At 51.4% G+C, this 19,253-nt stretch carries 15 protein-coding genes; 11 read left to right on the top strand and 4 right to left on the bottom strand.

Going from position 1 to position 19,253, the window contains the following annotated elements:
- Nucleotides 1-149 precede the first annotated feature (149 nt).
- Nucleotides 150-2,027, top strand: a complete 1,878-nt coding sequence (ftsH4, locus tag AACR41_RS03090; RefSeq protein ID WP_030007822.1) for an ATP-dependent zinc metalloprotease FtsH4 — start codon at nucleotides 150-152, stop codon at nucleotides 2,025-2,027.
- A gap of 86 nt (nucleotides 2,028-2,113) precedes the next feature.
- On the opposite strand, the gene AACR41_RS03085 is transcribed toward ftsH4, so the two are convergent.
- Nucleotides 2,114-2,821 (bottom strand): hypothetical protein, encoded by a 708-nt coding sequence (locus AACR41_RS03085; RefSeq protein WP_030007821.1) that lies wholly within the window; start codon nucleotides 2,819-2,821, stop codon nucleotides 2,114-2,116.
- Nucleotides 2,822-3,084: 263 nt separating this feature from the next.
- Between AACR41_RS03085 and AACR41_RS03080 the strand changes: the two genes are divergently transcribed.
- The 4 genes from AACR41_RS03080 to rsmA all read left to right on the top strand — a co-directional run bounded on the left by AACR41_RS03080 (nucleotide 3,085) and on the right by rsmA (nucleotide 7,878).
- Complete coding sequence (locus tag AACR41_RS03080; protein ID WP_030007820.1) at nucleotides 3,085-5,367, top strand: hybrid sensor histidine kinase/response regulator; 2,283 nt, start codon at nucleotides 3,085-3,087, stop codon at nucleotides 5,365-5,367.
- A 72-nt stretch (nucleotides 5,368-5,439) separates the two neighbouring features.
- Nucleotides 5,440-6,387 (top strand): prolyl aminopeptidase, encoded by a 948-nt coding sequence (gene pip, locus AACR41_RS03075; RefSeq protein WP_030007819.1) that lies wholly within the window; start codon nucleotides 5,440-5,442, stop codon nucleotides 6,385-6,387.
- Between the two features lie 22 nt (nucleotides 6,388-6,409).
- On the top strand, nucleotides 6,410-7,000 hold the full coding sequence (gene cbiT / locus AACR41_RS03070; RefSeq protein WP_012306526.1) for a precorrin-6Y C5,15-methyltransferase subunit CbiT: 591 nt from the start codon (nucleotides 6,410-6,412) through the stop codon (nucleotides 6,998-7,000).
- Between the two features lie 56 nt (nucleotides 7,001-7,056).
- Nucleotides 7,057-7,878, top strand: coding sequence for a 16S rRNA (adenine(1518)-N(6)/adenine(1519)-N(6))-dimethyltransferase RsmA (gene rsmA, locus AACR41_RS03065; protein WP_030007818.1), 822 nt, complete (start codon nucleotides 7,057-7,059; stop codon nucleotides 7,876-7,878).
- On the opposite strand, the gene AACR41_RS03060 is transcribed toward rsmA, so the two are convergent.
- From AACR41_RS03060 to AACR41_RS03050, 3 genes are all read right to left on the bottom strand, one after another.
- Entirely contained in the window at nucleotides 7,863-8,153 is a 291-nt protein-coding gene (locus tag AACR41_RS03060; RefSeq protein ID WP_030007817.1) for a cupin domain-containing protein, read from the bottom strand. The two genes, rsmA and AACR41_RS03060, sit on opposite strands and share 16 nt — an antisense overlap.
- Before the next feature lie 62 nt (nucleotides 8,154-8,215).
- Entirely contained in the window at nucleotides 8,216-8,947 is a 732-nt protein-coding gene (locus AACR41_RS03055; protein WP_152551022.1) for an SPOR domain-containing protein, read from the bottom strand.
- 130 nt (nucleotides 8,948-9,077) lie between these two features.
- Nucleotides 9,078-10,646: a photosystem II high light acclimation radical SAM protein gene (locus AACR41_RS03050; RefSeq protein WP_030007815.1), complete on the bottom strand. Its 1,569-nt coding sequence runs from the start codon at nucleotides 10,644-10,646 to the stop codon at nucleotides 9,078-9,080.
- A 518-nt stretch (nucleotides 10,647-11,164) separates the two neighbouring features.
- On the opposite strand from AACR41_RS03050, the gene AACR41_RS03045 reads away from it, so the two are divergent.
- The 6 genes from AACR41_RS03045 to AACR41_RS03020 form a co-directional block, all read left to right on the top strand.
- Nucleotides 11,165-13,000: a PhoX family protein gene (locus AACR41_RS03045; RefSeq protein WP_030007814.1), complete on the top strand. Its 1,836-nt coding sequence runs from the start codon at nucleotides 11,165-11,167 to the stop codon at nucleotides 12,998-13,000.
- A 641-nt stretch (nucleotides 13,001-13,641) separates the two neighbouring features.
- Nucleotides 13,642-14,268, top strand: coding sequence for a hypothetical protein (locus tag AACR41_RS03040; protein WP_030007813.1), 627 nt, complete (start codon nucleotides 13,642-13,644; stop codon nucleotides 14,266-14,268).
- A 285-nt stretch (nucleotides 14,269-14,553) separates the two neighbouring features.
- On the top strand, nucleotides 14,554-15,720 hold the full coding sequence (locus AACR41_RS03035) for an ATP-grasp domain-containing protein (protein ID WP_030007812.1): 1,167 nt from the start codon (nucleotides 14,554-14,556) through the stop codon (nucleotides 15,718-15,720).
- A gap of 46 nt (nucleotides 15,721-15,766) precedes the next feature.
- Nucleotides 15,767-16,702, top strand: coding sequence for a succinate--CoA ligase subunit alpha (locus AACR41_RS03030; RefSeq protein WP_030007811.1), 936 nt, complete (start codon nucleotides 15,767-15,769; stop codon nucleotides 16,700-16,702).
- Between the two features lie 81 nt (nucleotides 16,703-16,783).
- Nucleotides 16,784-17,650: a bifunctional methylenetetrahydrofolate dehydrogenase/methenyltetrahydrofolate cyclohydrolase FolD gene (folD, locus tag AACR41_RS03025; RefSeq protein ID WP_012306517.1), complete on the top strand. Its 867-nt coding sequence runs from the start codon at nucleotides 16,784-16,786 to the stop codon at nucleotides 17,648-17,650.
- A 271-nt stretch (nucleotides 17,651-17,921) separates the two neighbouring features.
- The coding region (locus AACR41_RS03020) for a glycosyltransferase (RefSeq protein WP_030007810.1) at nucleotides 17,922-19,253 on the top strand (1,332 nt) is incomplete at its 3' end.

Raw genomic sequence — 19,253 nt, 5'->3', positions numbered from 1 at the left:
GCGCCTAAATACCTTGGCCAAGCCCTAGCCCACTAACACAAATGATCTCGTCTGAAGCCGAACCGTTGATTTCGGTTAACCGCGTTGTATCAAAAATGTAACGATCTTTACAATGGGGGAATACAAAGCTTTCTGCGGACAACATTGCTATGAGCATCAAAGATAAACCCCCCTCTCGGACGAGGCAAATTGGCTCCATTTTGTTGTGGCTGACGGGACTTTTTTTCCTGGTGAATGCCTTTTTCCCCAATTTGTTTGGTAATCCGACCCCCCAGGTGCCCTACAGTCTTTTTATCAATCAGGTAGAAGATGGTCAGGTGGCCCGCGCTTCCGTTGGCGATCGCGAAATCCGTTACCAACTCAAAACCGAAGGCGAAGAACAACAGGGCACAATCCTCCGCACCACTCCCATTTTTGATCTAGATTTGCCCAAGCGTCTCGAAGCCAGTGGCGTTGAATTTGCCGCACCACCCCCAAAAAATAATTTCTTCGGCAATATCTTGGGTTGGGTGATCCCGCCGATTATTTTTGTCTTAATCTGGCAATTTTTCATTGGGCGCAGTGCTGGCGGTGCCGGGGGAGCCGGGGGAGCACTCTCCTTTACCCGCAGCAAAGCAAAAGTCTACGTTGAGGAAGAAGCCACAAAAATTACCTTTGATGACGTGGCTGGTGTCGAGGAAGCCAAAACCGAACTCACGGAAATTGTTGAATTTCTCAAAACCCCCCAACGTTACACGGCGATCGGTGCCAAAATTCCCAAAGGGGTGTTATTGGTTGGCCCTCCGGGAACTGGAAAAACCCTCATGGCGAAGGCCGTTGCTGGCGAAGCTGGCGTGCCTTTCTTTAGTATTTCTGGTTCGGAATTTGTTGAACTCTTTGTCGGTGCCGGTGCCGCCCGGGTACGGGATCTCTTTGAACAAGCCAAGAAAAAAGCCCCTTGTATTATCTTTATCGATGAATTAGATGCCATCGGCAAATCCCGGGCCAGTGGCGGTATGATGGGGGGCAATGACGAACGGGAGCAAACCCTCAACCAGCTTTTAACCGAAATGGACGGTTTTTCGGCGGGCGATGCCACCGTGATTGTCCTAGCTGCAACGAACCGCCCCGAAACCCTTGATCCTGCCCTGCTCCGCCCAGGACGGTTTGACCGTCAAGTCTTAGTGGATCGCCCGGATCTCGGCGGACGTCTGAAGATCCTCGAAATCTACGCCAACAAAGTCCAACTCGATAACGAAGTCAATTTAAAAGAAATTGCGACTCGCACCCCTGGATTTGCGGGGGCTGACTTGGCAAACCTTGTTAACGAAGCAGCTTTGCTAGCGGCTCGTAATAAGCGCGATAAGGTGACCCAAGCGGATTTTTCAGAAGCAATTGAGCGGGTTGTCGCTGGCCTGGAGAAAAAAAGCCGGGTTTTGTCGGACAAAGAAAAGAAAATTGTCGCCTATCACGAAGTCGGTCATGCCCTTGTTGGTGCTTTGTTGCCTGGGGGAGGCCGAGTTGCCAAGATTTCCATTGTGCCGCGTGGAATGGCAGCCTTGGGTTATACCCTACAAATGCCTACGGAAGACCGATTTTTAATGGATGAGCGGGAAATGCGCGACCAGATTGCCACCCTACTCGGAGGCCGTTCCGCAGAAGAAATTGTCTTTGGTTCGATCACCACAGGTGCCGCCAACGATCTGCAACGGGCCACGGATCTCGCCGAACGGATGGTCACCACCTACGGCATGAGCAAAGTCCTCGGCCCCCTCGCCTATGAACGGGGTTCCCAAAATAATTTCCTCGGTGAAAGTATGATGAATCCCCGGCGCATGGTCAGCGATGAGACAGCCCAGGCCATCGATGCAGAGGTGAAAGAAATTGTCGAGATTGCCCATGATCAGGCGATCGCCATTTTGCGGGCCAACCGAGATTTACTCGAAACCATCTCCCAAAAAATCCTCGATACAGAGGTCATTGAAGGCGATGAACTCCAGGAACTTTTGAACCAAGCCGTTAAGCCAGAAGTTTCAGCTTCAGCCTAGGCCCCAAACCTTGAATGTTGCCTGATTAGTAACTTAGAAATAAAAAATAGTTTCCTATGGCTTTTCCAAGGGTCATGGGAACTTTTTTATGGTGCTGTGGTTGCTGGGGGGCTCACATTTTCCACGTCTGGTAGGGTAGGAATGCTAGGTAAAGCAGGAATCCCCGCATCGGGAACTAACCCTTCGCTTGGGGTTGGGGTCGTATCTAAGCTTGGGGGTGGCGTGATTGTCTCTGGGGTTGGCGATGCTGGCGATGTTGCAGCTTCGTTACTCGCTACGGGCTGACTGAGGTTCAGGAGGACATCTACTTCGGGATAATAACTGGCCCACTGTTTGATATTGGGGTTCCGTTGCCAATCCTGTTGGGAAATACGCAGATTAAATAGAGGGGCTACCGCCACATCATTTTGACCAAGTACCAAAAGATCCAAAGTGCTGGGGGTGGGACTTTGCCTAAATAATAAAGGAATTAGCAATTCGGTGCGGTCTTCGGCCTGGCGCATAAACCAGGAATAGCGGCTGGGGGGTTGACCGGAACTTAAGGGTTCTAGGCCATTAATTTCAATGGCATCAAAACGGAGCATACAAGACATTTCTGGGGTGATCGCTGGGTCTTGGGGAAGCTCGGCATAATCACAGGTCAGTTGGGGCGGTGCTTGGGCGATCGCCTGGGGGAGCGTCAAGCTTAATAGTCCAACTAAGCCCACCAGACCCAAACAAGATCTAGAGGCGAAACCCAGGGCCAATGGGGAAATCCCTGGGATAGAGATGCGGTTTTGAAAACTATAGAACATCGGCGAAACCTACAATAGGAGCGCGAAAGGAAGGCAAAAGCCTTGTATGATATCATCCTACCGAAAAAATACCTGTCGCCAAGTCAGGCTTGATCATCCTCTGCCCTTGACACGTTTCGTTTCAAGACAAGAAGATTCTTTCGGCAACCCCTCAGCTTGCCATAAACTTTCTTTAGAAAAGCTTAGATCTAAAGCTCCCGCCAAAAATTAGGGCCATGCTAGACAGCAACGAGGTCTGTCTGATTGGTCTCTTGACGTAATTCATGATTCTTAACGCCATTACCCCCGATATTGCTTGGACTGCCCCCTGGAATGTGCTGCAACAGCTGTGTCATCTTTGGCGGCGGTTTGGCATTGGCATCGACCCCCAGGATCGCCTATACATCAGTGGTGCCCAGTTACAAGAGGCAGGGTTGGCCCTCGACTACGACGTTTTTCACCTCCTCATCGAAACGGATTTTACGGCTCTGCTGTGGGCGAAGGCTATTGATCCCGCCGCAGTTACTCCGGATACGCCGTCAGCCCCAGGGGAACAGTATGAAATTTCTATGGCGTTTGATCCCCAGGCGATCGCCCCCCTGATTGCGACCCTCCTCGGTAGTCATGTGGACTTTCCCCAATTGAAGGCCCTGCGAAAAAAGATTTTGCCCCAACGCTCTGCGATTCCGCCGGATCTGATGGTGGGCCTCTTGGAGATTGTGCGATCGCCGTCCATCCAAGAAACTGCACCTGACGAGGCGGTGGTGCCCAACCAACCCCTGAATATGTTGCTGAGCCAGCGCCTAGAACAGGAAAAAATCCTCAATAATGTCACCCATCGCATTTACCAAAACCAAGACCTGATGGTGACGGTACGCATGGCCCTCGAACAAGCCCAGCGCCTCTTGCGGGTTGATCGGCTGCTGGTTTATCAGCTCGATTTACCGACGGCGAATCCAGAGAAATTCGTCAATCGCGTCACCTTTGAAGTGGTGTCCTCAGACAAAGTCACTTCCCTCCTGCATTTTGACCAAGATGAATGCCTGACGAATAATCAACTGATCAAAGATGCCTATCTGAATGGGAAGCACTTGGCGGTAAATGACATCGAGACCCAACCAAACCTCAGTCCCTGTTTTAAGCAACAACTCCAAGGGATGCAGGTCAAGGCGAAGTTGGTAGTGCCCCTCATCGTCGAGCAGCGCCTCTGGGGTTTGCTCATCGCCCACCAATGCCATGGCCCCCGCCGTTGGCGCAAAAATGAAATTACTTTCCTGACCCACGTGGCGGAATATTTGGCGATCGCCATCCTCCAAGCCCGTTCTTACCAGCAATTGCAAGAACAAAAAACCAGCCTTGAGACCCTCGCCCAACGCCGCGCCCGGGAACTAGAAGATGCCCTCCTCTCTGCCCAAGTGGCCAGCCAATCGAAAAAAGAATTTATCCACATCATGAGCCACGAGCTTTTGACTCCGCTCACGTCGATCATTGGCCTCTCGAATACCCTCAGCTATTGGACAGCCGACGACAATTCGAAAAAGCTCTCCCCCGAAAAACAGCGCGTCTATCTCCAAACCATCCATGAAAGCGGCACTCGCCTGCGTAATTTGCTCCAAGATATCCTTGATTTTTCTCAAACGGAAGCGGCCCGCTCCGTGTTGGATTTACAGAAATTTTCCCTGAAACAATTGTGTTGCCGCGTCCTCAATGGGTTCCAAGAATTAGGCGATCGCCAGGGGATCAGCCTTAAATTCATCAATCAACTAGAACCAGAACAAGATTCCTTTTACGCCGACCCGATCCGCCTGGAAAAAATCCTCAGTCACCTCCTGTCCAATGCGATTAAATTCACCTCCCACGGTGGCGAAGTTACTTTCAGTATTTGGCGCGAAAAACAAAAAGATGTCAGCTTCCAGGTCAAAGACACGGGCATTGGCATCCCCCCCCAGCAAATTCCCCTCCTGTTTGAGCAGTTCCAGCAACTCGAACCTTCCATGAGTCGTCGCTACGATGGGGCGGGGTTTGGTTTAGCCCTCGTCAAACAGCTCGTCGAAATTCACCAGGGACAAATCCACGTCACCTCCACGCCAAAAAAAGGCTCCATCTTCACCGTCCGCATCCCCAACCAAGTGCCCCGCAATCTTCACCCCGTGGGTAAGGGGAGTGTGGGCGGTAACCAAGGCGGCACCATTGTGCTGGTTTCCCAGGATGAAGAAATGGCAACCCTGATTTGTGAGTTGTTAACGGCGACGAACTACCAAGTGATTTGGCTGATTGATAGCGAAATTGCCAGCCGTCAGATTAGTGCTCTCCAGCCGATTTTAGTGATTCTCGATGCCCACCAACATAAAATTCAAATTGAAGACATTATCGATAGCCTCAAAATGGCTCCCCAAACCCAACAAATTCCCACGCTTTTGACGGGCGATCGCCTCAGCGATGACCAGTGGCAAAAACTCCAAAAACATGGTTTCCAAGATTACCTCCCCAAGCCGATCCACAGTGAAAAACTGATTGATATGGTGAACCATTACGTCACCCGTCACTATCTCGCCAGCACCCTCTAGGACAGCCAACCCATTGGCGATCGCCCGCTGTTTCTGGCACGATTCAACTACGCCCACCCCTTCACCTCGGCCATGCGCAACCTCTATCCCCCTCTCCAGCCCTACCACAGCGACAAACTCCCTGTTTCTGAGCTCCACACCCTCTATTACGAAGAATCCGGTAATCCAGATGGTAAACCCGTCGTCTTCATCCACGGTGGCCCTGGGGGTGGCTGTCCCCCGATCTATCGCCAATTTTTTGATCCGCAACAATGGCGCATTATCCTGTTTGACCAGCGGGGCGCAGGCCAGAGTACCCCCAGGGCAGAATTACGGGAAAATACCACCTGGGATCTCGTTGCAGATATCGAAAAAATCCGTGACCATCTCGCCATTGATCAATGGTTTATCTTTGGCGGCAGTTGGGGCAGTACCCTCGCCCTCGCCTATAGCCAAACCCACCCAGACCGTTGCCTTGGTCTGATCCTGCGGGGAATTTTTATGCTCCGTCAAAAAGAAATCCAGTGGTTCTATCAGTACGGGGCCAGCGAAATTTTCCCCGATGCCTGGGAAAGTTATCTCAAACCGATTCCCCCCGAAGAACGTCACGATCTCGTCAGTGCCTATTACAAACGTTTAACCAGTCCCGATCCCCACATTCGCCTAGAAGCAGCCCAGGCCTGGTCTGTGTGGGAAGGTAGCACCAGTCGGTTAATCCCATCGGCGGCCAGTAAAGTGAGTTTTGCACGCCCAGAATTTGCCGAAGCCTTTGCCCGGATTGAATGCCATTACTTCGTGAATAAAGGTTTTTTTGCCACGGAAAATCAACTCCTCGAAAACATTGATCGCATCCGTCATTTACCGGCAGTCATTGTCCAGGGTCGCTATGATGTGGTTTGTCCGATGACCAGTGCCTGGGAACTCCATCAAGCCTGGCCAGAGGCAAAGTTTGTCCTTGTCCCGGAGGCAGGTCACTCGGCCTTTGAACCGGGGATTCAAACGGAATTATTGAACGCAACGGATGCGTTTGCAACCCTATAGTTTTTATTTTTTAGCAGCACTTATGGCTTGGCATTACCAGACCCCTGGCATTCCGGATCACCTATTTAAACGTTTACCGGGCATTCCCCTGACGAAACGAGAAGCGCGGCTTTTGATTATCTCGGCCCTACGGATGGAGGCGGATTCTGTACTCTGGGATATTGGGGCCGGGACGGGGACAATTTCCGTTGAGATCGCCCTTTTATGCCCCCAAGCCCAGGTGATCGCCGTTGAACGGGATGAGGAGGTCGCGGATTTAGTGCGTCGCAATTGTGCACATTTTCAAACCGACAATATTACGGTGATTGAGGGGAATGCACCGGAATGTTTTGCCCAGATTGCCACGAAGCCGGATCGGATTTGTCTTGGGGGTGGCAAACCGATCAAAGTGCTGTTGAGTGAGGCTTGGCAATGCTTACGGCAAGGGGGCCGAGCGGTGGCGATGGCGACTAACTTGGAGCAGCTTTATCAGCTTTCGGAGGGTTTTTCGGAACTGCAGGCCCGGAATGTGGAAGTGGTTCAGGCGGCAATTAACCGTTTAGAAACCCAGGGAATGCGCCAGGTGTTTGCGGCGGTAGACCCGATGTTTATCTTGAGTGGGGAAAAAATTTAGGGGTAGAAAATGCTTGTAAAATAAACCCCTGCCCCTGGATGGAGAGAGACAAAACGATGCGCCCCCGAAAACGGTTTGGTCAACATTGGCTGACGGATCAACAGATTTTAGATGAGATTGTTGCGGCGGCAAACCTGCAACCGACAGACCGGGTCTTGGAAATTGGCCCAGGGAAAGGGGCGTTAACCAGCCGTTTATTGCCTCAAGTAGAAGCCTTGCTCTCGGTAGAAATTGACCGGGATCTATGCAAGTACATGGTCAAAAATTATGGCGATCGCCATAATTTTTTACTCCTCGAAGCGGACTATCTCCAGGCAGATATTAATGAATTTTTGGGGGATTTTCCCCAATTTCAGAACCCCCGCAAGGTGGTGGCAAATATTCCCTACAACATCACCGGGCCGATTTTAGAGAAGCTCCTGGGCACCATTGACCGACCGAACCCGAATCCCTTTGAGTCGATTGTGCTGCTGATTCAGAAGGAAGTAGGCGATCGCCTAGTGGCTCATCCTTGTACCAAAGCCTTTGGGGCCTTGACTCTGCGGGTTCAGTATTTGGCCGATTGTGAAACGGTTTGTGTCGTTTCGCCGAAGGCCTTTTACCCGAAACCAAAGGTCGAATCCGTGGTGGTGCGCCTACGGCCCCGGCCCCTCGCCCAGCCAGCCCAGAACCCCAAACTACTCGCAACCCTGATTAAGGTGGGCTTTGCCAGCAAACGCAAAATGCTGCGCAATAACCTTAAAAGCCTTTACAAGCCAGAAATTCTCGATCCAATTTTTGCGGATCTCGACATTAGTCCCCAGGCGAGGGGGGAAGAAGTGGATCTTTTACAATGGATTGCCCTGAGCGATCGCCTCAATGATTACCCAAAGGAATAGTGCTTTTTCACAGGTTGGGTAATCTCCCAGGTACAGGTCAGGCCCGCCGTAAAGGTCACTAAATCTCCTTTACCCATGGTGACCGGGGTGCCGCCCTCTGGGGTTACAGTCACTTCCCCCTCAAGGAAATAGCAGGTTTCCGCTTCGTCGTAAGACCAGGGAAAGGTGGAGACTTCCTTCGTCCAAATGCCCCAAGTTTTGACCCCCAGTGCCGCTAATCGTTCTGGGCTAGGTTGACGTTCAATTTGAATGGCTTGCTGGTTTGTTGTGACCATGGTTTTTCTGAAAAAAACGACAAATCAAGTGCGTTTCGATTGTAAGGGAAAGCCGATGAAAGCTAGTTGCGGAAATACAGGCGACCATCGAGATCCATCAGTCGGACTCGCACATTCATCAACTCTGCCTCTTCCCGTTGAGCAAAAGGACCGATGGCGATGTGAGGCCCCCGGGGAGCGCTTTTTGCTTCGATCAAATCCTGTTGAATGCCCATGCGCCGCAGTTGGTCTTGGATATCTTGGCCTTGGCCGCGGCTGGGAATCGCCACAAAATAACCCCCATGGCTACTGGCTGCTGTGGTGCTATTGGCAGCGAATGAATCCCCGGAACCCATGTCTGTAATTTGGGCAGCAATGCCGCTGGCTTGGAGGTTGGCCCGCAGCGTTTCTGCATTTTCGCGCTCAGAAAACAAACCAGCCTGGATGCGATCGCCTTTCACGAAAGCAGTTGGTTCCACCTGGCGCACTGTTGCCAACATCAAGGGACTAGACCCGACTACTTCAACCCGGTAGCGGGCGCTTGACCGCGGCGTCGAGGGAACAAATGCCGGAGGGGACGCGGTGGGAGCCGGAGCCTCAAAAATGTACTCTTGACCAGGGGCCACCGTCGTTGCAGGGCCATCGTAAAACACAGGTTCCGAGGCGGGGGGGTCTTCCCAGAGGGGAATCACTGGGGGGACGGGGGGTAACGGCTCAAAGGTGAAAACTTCTTGGGCGATCGCCCCAGGCGAAAGCAGCACAAATCCCCCAAGAACAGCCAATAGGGGACACAGATTAGGGCAAGACTTCAACACCGATCTTTTCCTCCGTAAACAGACGGGGTAAATAGGCTTTTTTGACAATCTTATTAAAGATTTGGCCAAACGCAAATGCTGACCCCCAGTCCTGAAGATTCCGAACCCATGACCCACCGAGATTAAACATTTAAGCAGTGATCAGGGTCGGCTTTTGGGACACAATTTTCGCTGTTAGGGCTTCTTCCAAAGGCGATCGCCCCAAACGAGCCTCTAGAATGGCCATCACTTCCCGACCAAAATCATTGGGGTTTTGCCGCCACGCCTGGAGACATACTTCCCCAAAGAAAGAACCGAGGGGTTCCGGGTTCCACAGGAGTTTTTTCGCTGTCCAGGGCATCAAACTCATCGGGTTATAGTCCGGCTTTAGCACTTCTTGATCAAAGGCATATTGTTCAAGGTGGGTGTGGGGCTGGAGGCCAATGAAGAAAATGGCGGGTTCTACCTTATCGACCCCGAAGATTTTTTCGAGTTCCCGGTGGTAGGCAATGGTTTGGCGGATCGTATCAAAGGTCTCATCAATGACGTTAAAGGAATAATTCACCGAGACCACATCATTAAAGCCCGCCGCTTTGAGATCCCGGCAGTTTTGCAAGACCCGCCGCAGGTTGTAGCCCATGCGCATTTTCCGCACGAGTTCCTGGGAGCCGCTGGTGATGCCAATTTCAAAATAATTCATCCCCGTTTCTACCATCAGATCGCAGATCTCTGGGGTCAGATTATCGGCGCGGATGTAGGAAGCCCAGTGAATATCGTCCATGCCCGAATCGCGGATCGTCTGGAGCAACTCCACCACATCATCCATGTACTTTTTCGCCGGGATAAACTGGGCATCGGTAAACCAGAAATTGCGGATTCCCCGATTGTAGAGTTGGCGCATTTCTGCCACCACTTCCGCCGCTGAATTGACCCGGACTTGCTTGCCTTCGACGACAGTGTAGACGCAATAGCAACAGTTGTGGGGGCAGCCCCGTTTCGTCTGGACACCGATGTAAAAATCATTTTCCTGGAGATAATAATCAAACTCCGGCCAAATTTCAGCAATGTACTGGTAATTGCAAGCGGTTTTTTCGATGGGAGTGGGTTCCTCGTGGATCATGCCGGGGCGTAGCTCTGCCTGACCCACAACATAGCAACGTTGATCGCTAAAGTCTTGGCCCCGGAGTAGGCGTTCTAGTAGGGTCTCCCCTTCGCCGATGGAGACGATCGCCCCTTTCGGTAATGCGGTTTTCAGTTGTTCATAGAAGACACTGACTGCCCCACCGCCAACGACCATCTGGGCTTCAGGATTATACTGTTGGGCTTTTTGGAGACCGCGTTTGATGAGTCCCAGGTTGCGCCACAGTTCGCCGTAGTAGGCCGCCATTACCTTCAGGCCCCCGAAGGCTCCCCTCAGTTTAATGAAGGGATTTTTCGCGTAGAAGATTTCAAAGGAATTTTGTAAAGGGTTACCACCCCGACCACCCACAGGGGCATAGATCTGGATATCGCGCCAGGAAAAGACCAGCAGCGTCGGCTTAAAAGCGGCGATACAGTCATCGAGGGCTTTTTTGTAGTCCAGGGGCGGTACGGCCCCCAGGTCGAAAATCTTTTGTTCGAGGTTTGGGAAGAGCTTATGGACATGATCTGCTAGGTACACCACGCCAATGGGAAAGATGGGGTTGCAAGGGAGGCGGACGTAGAGGAGGCGCTGAGTCATGGTGAAAATGAGCAGGCATTGTTACATAAGTTAACTCTCATTATAGGGAAAATCCGCAGCGGGGCGATCGCCTTGGGGTAGTGACGGGTGCCTGTTCGCAAAACGAGCAGCCCAAAAATATACCGTAATTATCGATTTTAAATTCAATAGATCAGCTTCTTTCTTAAACGGATTGAAAGAAAATTTAAAGTTTTAACTGGCCAATCTTAATTTCTACTTAATTCCCATGGCGATAATTGTAATCGGCATCCTCTATGTCTGCCCATTTAACTGATTAGATGTTTTCTAACCACGGCTAAAGCCTTTGTTTAAACAATACTTGAAAGGCCCTAACCACTTCCTGTTTAAGGACATTCATTTGGATAAAAGTGTATTTCGGGAATTGATTCGCCATAAAAAAATAATGGCATAATTCTTTATACTAAACACTCAATATTCAAAACCAAAATCAGGGGCAAATTAAAATATTTCTTCCTTAAAACATCTTTGAGACGCTGTAAACTAAGCACCCTACAATCATGATTCACGACGACGGCAGAAGTAATTATTCAAATAATCGTCCTTTCCAAGATATTTTCAAGGCGCGATTCTCCCGCCGGAGTATGCTCCAAAAAAGCATGATGCTCTCCGCCGCTGGTTTTATCGGGGCGATCGCCGGCAATAGCGTCCTCAAACCCAGCACCGCCGCCACCCAAGTTGCCCAACGGCGCACCAGTCCCCTGTTGGGATTCAATGCTGTAACCTTAGCCCAAGGTAATGGCCCTGTCCCCAGTATCTCCAGTGATTACCAATACCAAGTGTTGATCCCCTGGGGCACCCCCATCCAACCCGGTGGCCCCGAATACAATGGCGACCCCAACACCCGACCCACTGCCGACGAACAGGCCCAACAGATCGGCATCGGCCATGATGGGATGTGGTTTTTCCCCCTCGGCAAAAACAATGACCATGGTTTGTTGGCGATTAACCACGAATTTGGCATCAACGAACATGTCCTGGGTAAAGCAGATCCCGCCAGCCTTGAGGATGTGCGATTGTCTCAACACGCCCATGGTGCCTCCGTCGTTGAAATTAAGAAAAATAATCGTGGCGTTTGGGAAGTGGTGCGCAGTAACTATGCCCGCCGGATCCATGCCAATACCCCCATGGCCTTCAGTGGCCCTGCAGCAAATCATCCTCTCCTAAAAACGGCAGCGGGCAATGCGCCGAAAGGGACGATCAATAACTGTTCTAACGGTCACACTCCCTGGGGCACTTACCTCACTTGTGAGGAAAACTTCAACACCTACTTCGGGGCAACCGGAGAATGGACACCCACCGAAGCCCAGGCCCGCTATGGACTCGCCAGCAGTTCTCGCTATGGCTGGGCAAACTATGACGAGCGATTCGACTTGTCAAAGGCGGCCTACAAAAATGAAGAAAACCGCTTCGGTTGGGTCGTCGAAATTGACCCGATGGATCCCAACCAGGCCCCTGTGAAGCGGACAGCCCTTGGTCGTTTTAAGCATGAAGGGGCAGAAATTGTCGTTGGCCGTGGTGGTCGTGTGGTCTGCTACATGGGTGACGATGAACGCTTTGACTACATTTACAAGTTCGTTTCGGCAAACAATTGGCAGTCAATGCGGGCGCGGGGGATCAGTCCTTTCGATGAAGGCCAGTTGTACGTCGCAAAGTTCAACGATGATGGCTCTGGAGAGTGGTTACCCCTCAGCATGGATAACCCAGCCTTACAAGGAAAATTCCAAGACCAGGCTGAAATCCTTGTGTATGCTCGCTTAGCGGCAGATGCGGCTGGGGCAACGCCGATGGATCGTCCGGAATGGATCACTGTCGGCACCGAGGAAAACGTTTATTGTGCTCTCACTAACAATAGCCGTCGCACGGAAGCTGATGCGGCGAACCCCCTGGCACCGAATCCCGATGGTCACATTATTCGCTGGCAGGATAGCGATCGCCACGTGGGGACAACCTTCACCTGGGATATTTTTGCGATCGCCCAAGATACCCATGGCACCGAAGAATCTTTTGCCTCCCCCGATGGACTATGGGCTGACCCCGATGGCCGTCTCTTTATCCAAACCGACGGTGCCCAGAAGGACGGCTTGAATGACCAACTGCTCGTAGCGGATACCAATACCAAGGAAATTCGGCGTCTCTTTACTGGGGTGACTGATTGCGAAGTAACGGGGATTACGGTGACCCCAGAGCGTCGCACGATGTTTATTAACGTGCAGCACCCAGGCAACGGCAACCCAGCCACCACCAATTTCCCGGCTCCCCAGGGGAGTGGGATGGTGCCCCGGGATAGCACCGTGGTCATCACCCGTAAAGATGGCGGCATCGTTGGTTCATAGCACTTTGATGATTTAGCTTTTCACCGAAAGCCCCGCGACTTCGGCGTCGGGATGGACAGGTGGTCAATCGATGGGGTTCAACACCCCTGAGATTGACAATTTTCTGATCAACTCACGAATAACATCGGATTGAGTTCTCTCCGTTACTTCGCAAAACTTGGACAGGTGTTCGTACTCCCTACTTGATATTCGCGTCGTTACTTGCTTCATAGTTGTCAATGTGCTTTTAATTTGCTACCATTGTAGCGCACAGGTTAAACCAACAAAAGCTAATCGCTTCCTGTGCATCGAACCTTGAAAACCTGGAATATGGGGTTCCGTCCAGTAACAGACTGCTCGTAGTCGCCTCTGTGGGCGGGTAAAATTCCAGCAGTACAAAGGATGAACAAATCTTTTTTGTATTGTTCCGGCGCGGAGGGGCATCTCGTGTCGTTAATAAAGCTCATCGAGTATCCGAAGCAATGGCTGGAGTTGGTGAGAAGCCCGCTCCGTATGCATAAGCATCAGAGTCGGGAGTATGTCACTTAGGATTTGGCGTTACAGTCCGGTCACCCCAACGGTTCAACTCTGGGGTGACTTTTCTCTTTCATCGGCCTAGGGGTTAAGCTAGATTTCGCTCTGTCACCACCCAATTTTTGTCCATGTCCCCAACGACCCACGCCACGGGCCAAGATCCTGAAGTCCAGCTCCAACGGGTTTGTACCCAAGCCTATGAGGAGCCTCTGCAACTACTTTGGTGGGAAATTGCGGATGCCCAGGGGAGCCTCAAGGTCATTTGTCGAGAACAGCGCCGGGGGTATTACGTTGAGGTGTTACTGCACCGTACCGCCGCTGGCTATCAACCGAGTCATGGTTTGGTGGCAGCCTTTGCGACCTTGTTAAAACCTGACCCCAGTCGCTGGGAAAATTTGACCAAACGGGCTACGGCAACGGACTGGCAAGCCCTTGATCGCCTGTGGTTTTATGCTTTGACGATTCCCGATAGTGAGATTCTCTGGGGCGATGAAACGATCATTGGAATTACGGTGGCAGAAAAGGCGATCGCCCGGTTTGGTTATGCCGTGCCCGACCCATCCTTGCTCCCGGTCTTGATCTTTGAAAATCGAGCTTTGGGGTTAAATCTAATCAGCTATGTTTGCGATCCAGATCATTTTGCGGGCGAGAATCTCCTTTACGATCACCATACCCACCGGGGGGAAGCTTACCCAAATCTGTTTGAAGCCCAAATCCGCCTAAAACAAAAGCTAGATGCGTATTTTCCCGGCTAGACCGCCGCGATCCATGGCTTGTCTTGGGGGCGAATGGCTCAGAATTTATTGGGTGCAAACAACCCTAAATAATCCGTTGAGATCCCAGATAAAACTTAATCTAAAAAACACCATTTCTTTAACTGCAATTAACTTTTTTCCCTTGTTCGCCTAATTACCTAAATACGTGAAAAAAGATAAAGCCCAATCATTGCGCCTCGGCACTGGAACCTCTGGCCTTGATGACTAGGGTTCAGGTTTTAAGTTAGGCTTGAGTTGAGAAATATAGAGGTTGCCTCTGCGCTAATGGAATTGCTCGAATACCAAGCAAAACAACTTTTTGAACAGGTGGGGATACCCACGTTGCCGTCCCAGATTATTGCGGATCCCCGGGAACTGAAACAGTTGCAAATTCCCTATCCCATTGTGCTGAAGTCCCAGGTGCGGGCTGGGGGACGGGGTAAAGCTGGGGGCATTAAACGGGTGCAGAATACCATCGATGCGATCGCCGCCGCGCGGAATATTTTTAATTTGGCGATCGCTGGGCAATACCCTGATGTTTTACTGGCCGAGGCCCACTACGAGCGCAAGCAGGAAATTTTCTTGGCGGTGGTTTTAGACTACGAATTGCAGCGGCCTGTGCTTTTGGGGTCGGCCCACGGCGGCATGGAAATCGATCAGCTTTTGGCGAACCTCCATCAAGTGGTGATCAAAGACTTTTTCTCCCCGTTCCAAGCGCGCCATCTCCTCAACAAAATGGGTATCCGGGGCGCATTAGTCCCCGCCTTGAGCGACATCATCAAAAAAATGTACGATTTGCTCCTTGCCAAGGACTTGGAATTGGTGGAAATCAATCCCCTGGGCATTAACCAAGCAGGGGAATTAATGGCCCTTGATGGTAAGGTCACGGTTCACGATACGGCTCTCCGTAAGCACCCTGAAATCGCCCTATTTTACGAGCACCAAAACCAACTCAGCTTTACCCCAGAGGCGGCCCCCCTCTCTTGGCAACATGATGTCCAGGGGGGCGCGGTGGGCATTGTTTGTTATGGGGTGGGGGCAGCGGCGGTGATTTGGGATATGCTCCATGATCTCAAGGGTCATCCAGCCTGTTGTTGGCTCCTTGGCCCCCGCGCCCAGGGTCGAGTGTTTTCACCCTACGACCTAGATGAACAGATCGAGATCATTCTTGAACAATTGGCTGCACTACCGCAGATCAAGGTGGTTTTGTTGAACTTGGTGGCGGAAGCAGAAATTAACCAACGCATTTTGGCAACTTTAACGGCCCGTTTACCCCAATTGGCGATCGCCCCGGATGCTGACCCCGATCCAGAGCTACCTGAGTTGCCCCAACACATTATTGTGCGCTGTTTACCTTCCCTTGACCCGGCGATCGCGCCCGGTTGCCATTGGGAAGAAGATTTAGAGGCCGCCGTCAAACAGGCGATCGCCCTCAGTAAACCCGGAACCTAAAACGCCTTTCAACTTTTCTCACACACAGGACTTAGACACAACGGCAATGGCTTGGCACACAAATCACAATATTCTGATTCAAGGGATCCATACGCCCCTCGCCCAATATTATCTCCCCCGGATGGTCGCCTATGGCACCGAGATTATTGGGGGCGTCAGTGCTGGGGGCGGTGGCGAGACCCTTGACGGCATTCCCATTTTTGATTTAGTCATGGAAGCCAAGGCCCAGGTCGGCGAGATTACCACCAGTTTGATCTTTGTCGAACCCTTTGAGGTTTTGGATGCGGCCTTTGAGGCGATCGCCGCCGGGATTAAACAACTAATCATCGTTTCTGCGGGAGTGCCGCCCCTGGATATGGTGCGTCTGCTCTGCCAAGCCCAACAAGAAGAGGTGCAGATCCTAGGGCCAGGGAGCAGTGGACTCGTGATTCCGGGGCAACTGTGGCTAGGGACAAGCTTCGTTAATCATTTCCAACCCGGTGAGGTTGCGCTTCTCAGTCGGTTTAGTAGCCTCTCCCAGGAAGTGGCAATTTTGCTCAATCAAGCGGGTTTAGGCCAATCCTATGTGGTGGATGTGGGCAACGCTGATCTGCCGGGTTCCCATTTTGCCCAGTGGCTCCACTACCTCGATCAAGATCCCCAAACCAAGGCGATCGCCCTTTTAGGTCGCTATGGCTCCCAAGAAGAAATCGATCTGATTCCTCTGATCCGCGACCAGATCCAAACCCCCGTGGTCACTTACCTCTGTGGCAGTCACGCTCCCATCCAGCGCAGTTGCTATGATGCCGGAACCATCATCGCCAACCAACTTTCCTACTGCATTAGCGACACTTACACCCCTGCGGAAATGCACAGCGCCTTTAAACGGGAAAAACTCGCCTTTGGCCGTAATCTTAAAGAAATTCCAACCCTGATCAAAAAAGCCCTTCAACCCCCACGCAGTCGCAGCCGTCGCCCCAAAAATTCTCCTACAACTCCTTAAATTTGCCTGATTCAAGCCCTATCCCCAGCATCGGATCTAAGATAAACTTGGCAACCGAAATGCTCAGCATCCCCGACATCCATGGCACAAATCCTTGACGGCAAAAGCTTTGCCCAAAAAATCCAAGCAAACCTCAAAACCCAAATCGCGGCCCTCACCCCAAAAATGGGTCGTCCCCCCGGTCTCGCCGTGCTGATGGTTGGGGATAATCCTGCTAGCGCTGCCTATGTCCGTAACAAAGAACGCGCCTGTGAACGGATTGGCATGGCCTCCTTTGGTAAGCATTTTCCCGCCGATACCACCCAAAGCGAACTTGAAGCCGTGATCCAAGACCTGAATCAAGATGAGCGGGTTGACGGGATTTTGGTGCAATTACCATTACCGCCCCACCTAGATGCTGTGGGCTTGCTCTTGACCATTGCTCCGGAAAAGGATGCCGATGGGCTGCACCCCTTAAACCTAGGCCATCTTGTACGCTCCGAACCGGGCCTGCGCAGTTGTACCCCCTACGGCGTAATGGAACTGCTCAAGGAATATCACATCCCCCTCGAAGGGAAAAAAGCCGTGGTGGTGGGCCGGAGTATTTTGGTCGGGAAACCCATTGCCTTGATGCTTTTAGAAGCAAATGCCACGGTGGCGATCGCCCATTCTCGCACCCAAGACCTCGCTGCGGTGACCAGGGAAGCAGATATTCTCGTAGCCGCCATTGGCAGACCCGAATTTATTACCGCTGACATGATCAAGCCCGGTGCTGTGGTGATCGATGTGGGCATCAATCGCATCGTTGATACGGCAACGGGTAAATCGCGCCTGGTGGGAGATGTCGCCTACACAGAGGCCGCCCAAGTCGCCGCCCAGATTACGCCCGTCCCCGGTGGCATCGGCCCCATGACTGTAGCGATGCTCCTACAAAATACCTTCAACAGTTACCAAGCTAAGGCGAAATAAGCATTTATTTTTAGGTACAGATTTGTATGAAATTCTCTCTCCTTCCGGGGAGGTTTTTTTATGGTCTTTAGCCAGGGAAATTGCCCAGAGAAATTGACCTACTTTGGCCAATTTTTGATTAATGAAGATATTTTTCAAGGATCCTTACTGGGCTAAAGGGTACGCTAACATCACAACAGCAGTTACCTTTTGGTTGCGTTTTGCGATTCATTTTTCAACGAGAACCAAACCCCTTGCGACGGTTGATATTGGGTATGCCCCCAGAGCAACGATGATGCGTCCCCAATCTCCTCGATACATCGTTTTAATCAGTATTCACGGTCTTATCCGCAGTCAAAATTTAGAATTGGGTCGTGATGCTGATACGGGTGGTCAGACGAAATATGTGGTCGAACTTGCGGCTGCCCTGGCCCAGCACCCAGACATTGAACAGGTCGATTTGATTACCAAGCAGATCATTGACCCAAAAGTGAGTGCCGATTATGGTCAGTCCTGCGAACCCATTAGCGAAAAAGCCAATATTATTCGCATCTCGGCCGGGATCGATGACTATATTCCCAAAGAAGAACTGTGGGATTACCTCGATAATTTCGCAGACAACACTTTAACCTATCTCAACCATCAACCCAGACTCCCGGATCTGATCCACAGTCATTATGCCGATGCCGGTTATGTGGGCATCCGTCTAGCGAATCATCTGGGAATTCCTTTATTTCACACAGGCCATTCCCTCGGTCGCAGCAAACGCAAGCGCTTGCTTGCCAGTGGGGTTAAAGGGGAACTGATCGAGAGTCGTTACCGTTTAACCCGGCGAATTAATGCGGAGGAAGAAACCCTTGCCTCAGCTACCAGGGTGATTACCAGTACCCAACAGGAAATCCAGGGTCAGTATGCCCAGTACGATTTTTACCATCCGGAAAATATGCGGGTGATTCCACCGGGGACGGATCTGCAATGTTTTTATCCTCCTACGGGTGATGAATGGCGAGGTTCAGTTTGGCAGAAATTGGCGGTGTTTTTGCAGGAACCCCGTAAGCCGATGATTTTAGCCTTGTCCCGTTTGGATCAGCGCAAAAATATTCTGGGCCTAATTCGAGCTTTTGGGACATCACCATCGTTGCAACAGCAGGCTAATTTGATTGTTTTTTCGGGTACGCGAGACGATCCACGGGATTTAAGCAGCAATGCCCAGGCGATCTTTACGGAATTGTTGTGGGCAATTGATCGGTATAACCTGTATGGCAAAGTGGCCTATCCTAAATTTTTGTCTGCCCAGGAAATTGGGGAACTGTATCGGCTGGCTAGTCTTTCCCAAGGGGTATTTGTAAATCCAGCCTTAACGGAGCCCTTTGGTTTAACGTTGATCGAGGCGGCGGCCAGCGGTTTACCCATTGTGGCCACTGAGGATGGGGGGCCAGTGGATATTTTGAAAAATTGTCAAAATGGTTACTTGGTCAATCCCCTTGAACCCCAGGATATTGCGGCGAAGATTAGCAAAATTTTAGGGGACGCCCAACGGTGGCAAACGTTTTCGCAACAGGGGATTCGCAATGTGCGCCGGGTATATACTTGGCAGTCCCATGTGGAGCGGTATATGGAAGTG

The organism is Picosynechococcus sp. NKBG042902, assembly GCF_963864045.1.
Classification (GTDB): domain Bacteria; phylum Cyanobacteriota; class Cyanobacteriia; order Cyanobacteriales; family MRBY01; genus MRBY01.
This window is presented reverse-complemented; position numbering and strand designations above follow the sequence as displayed.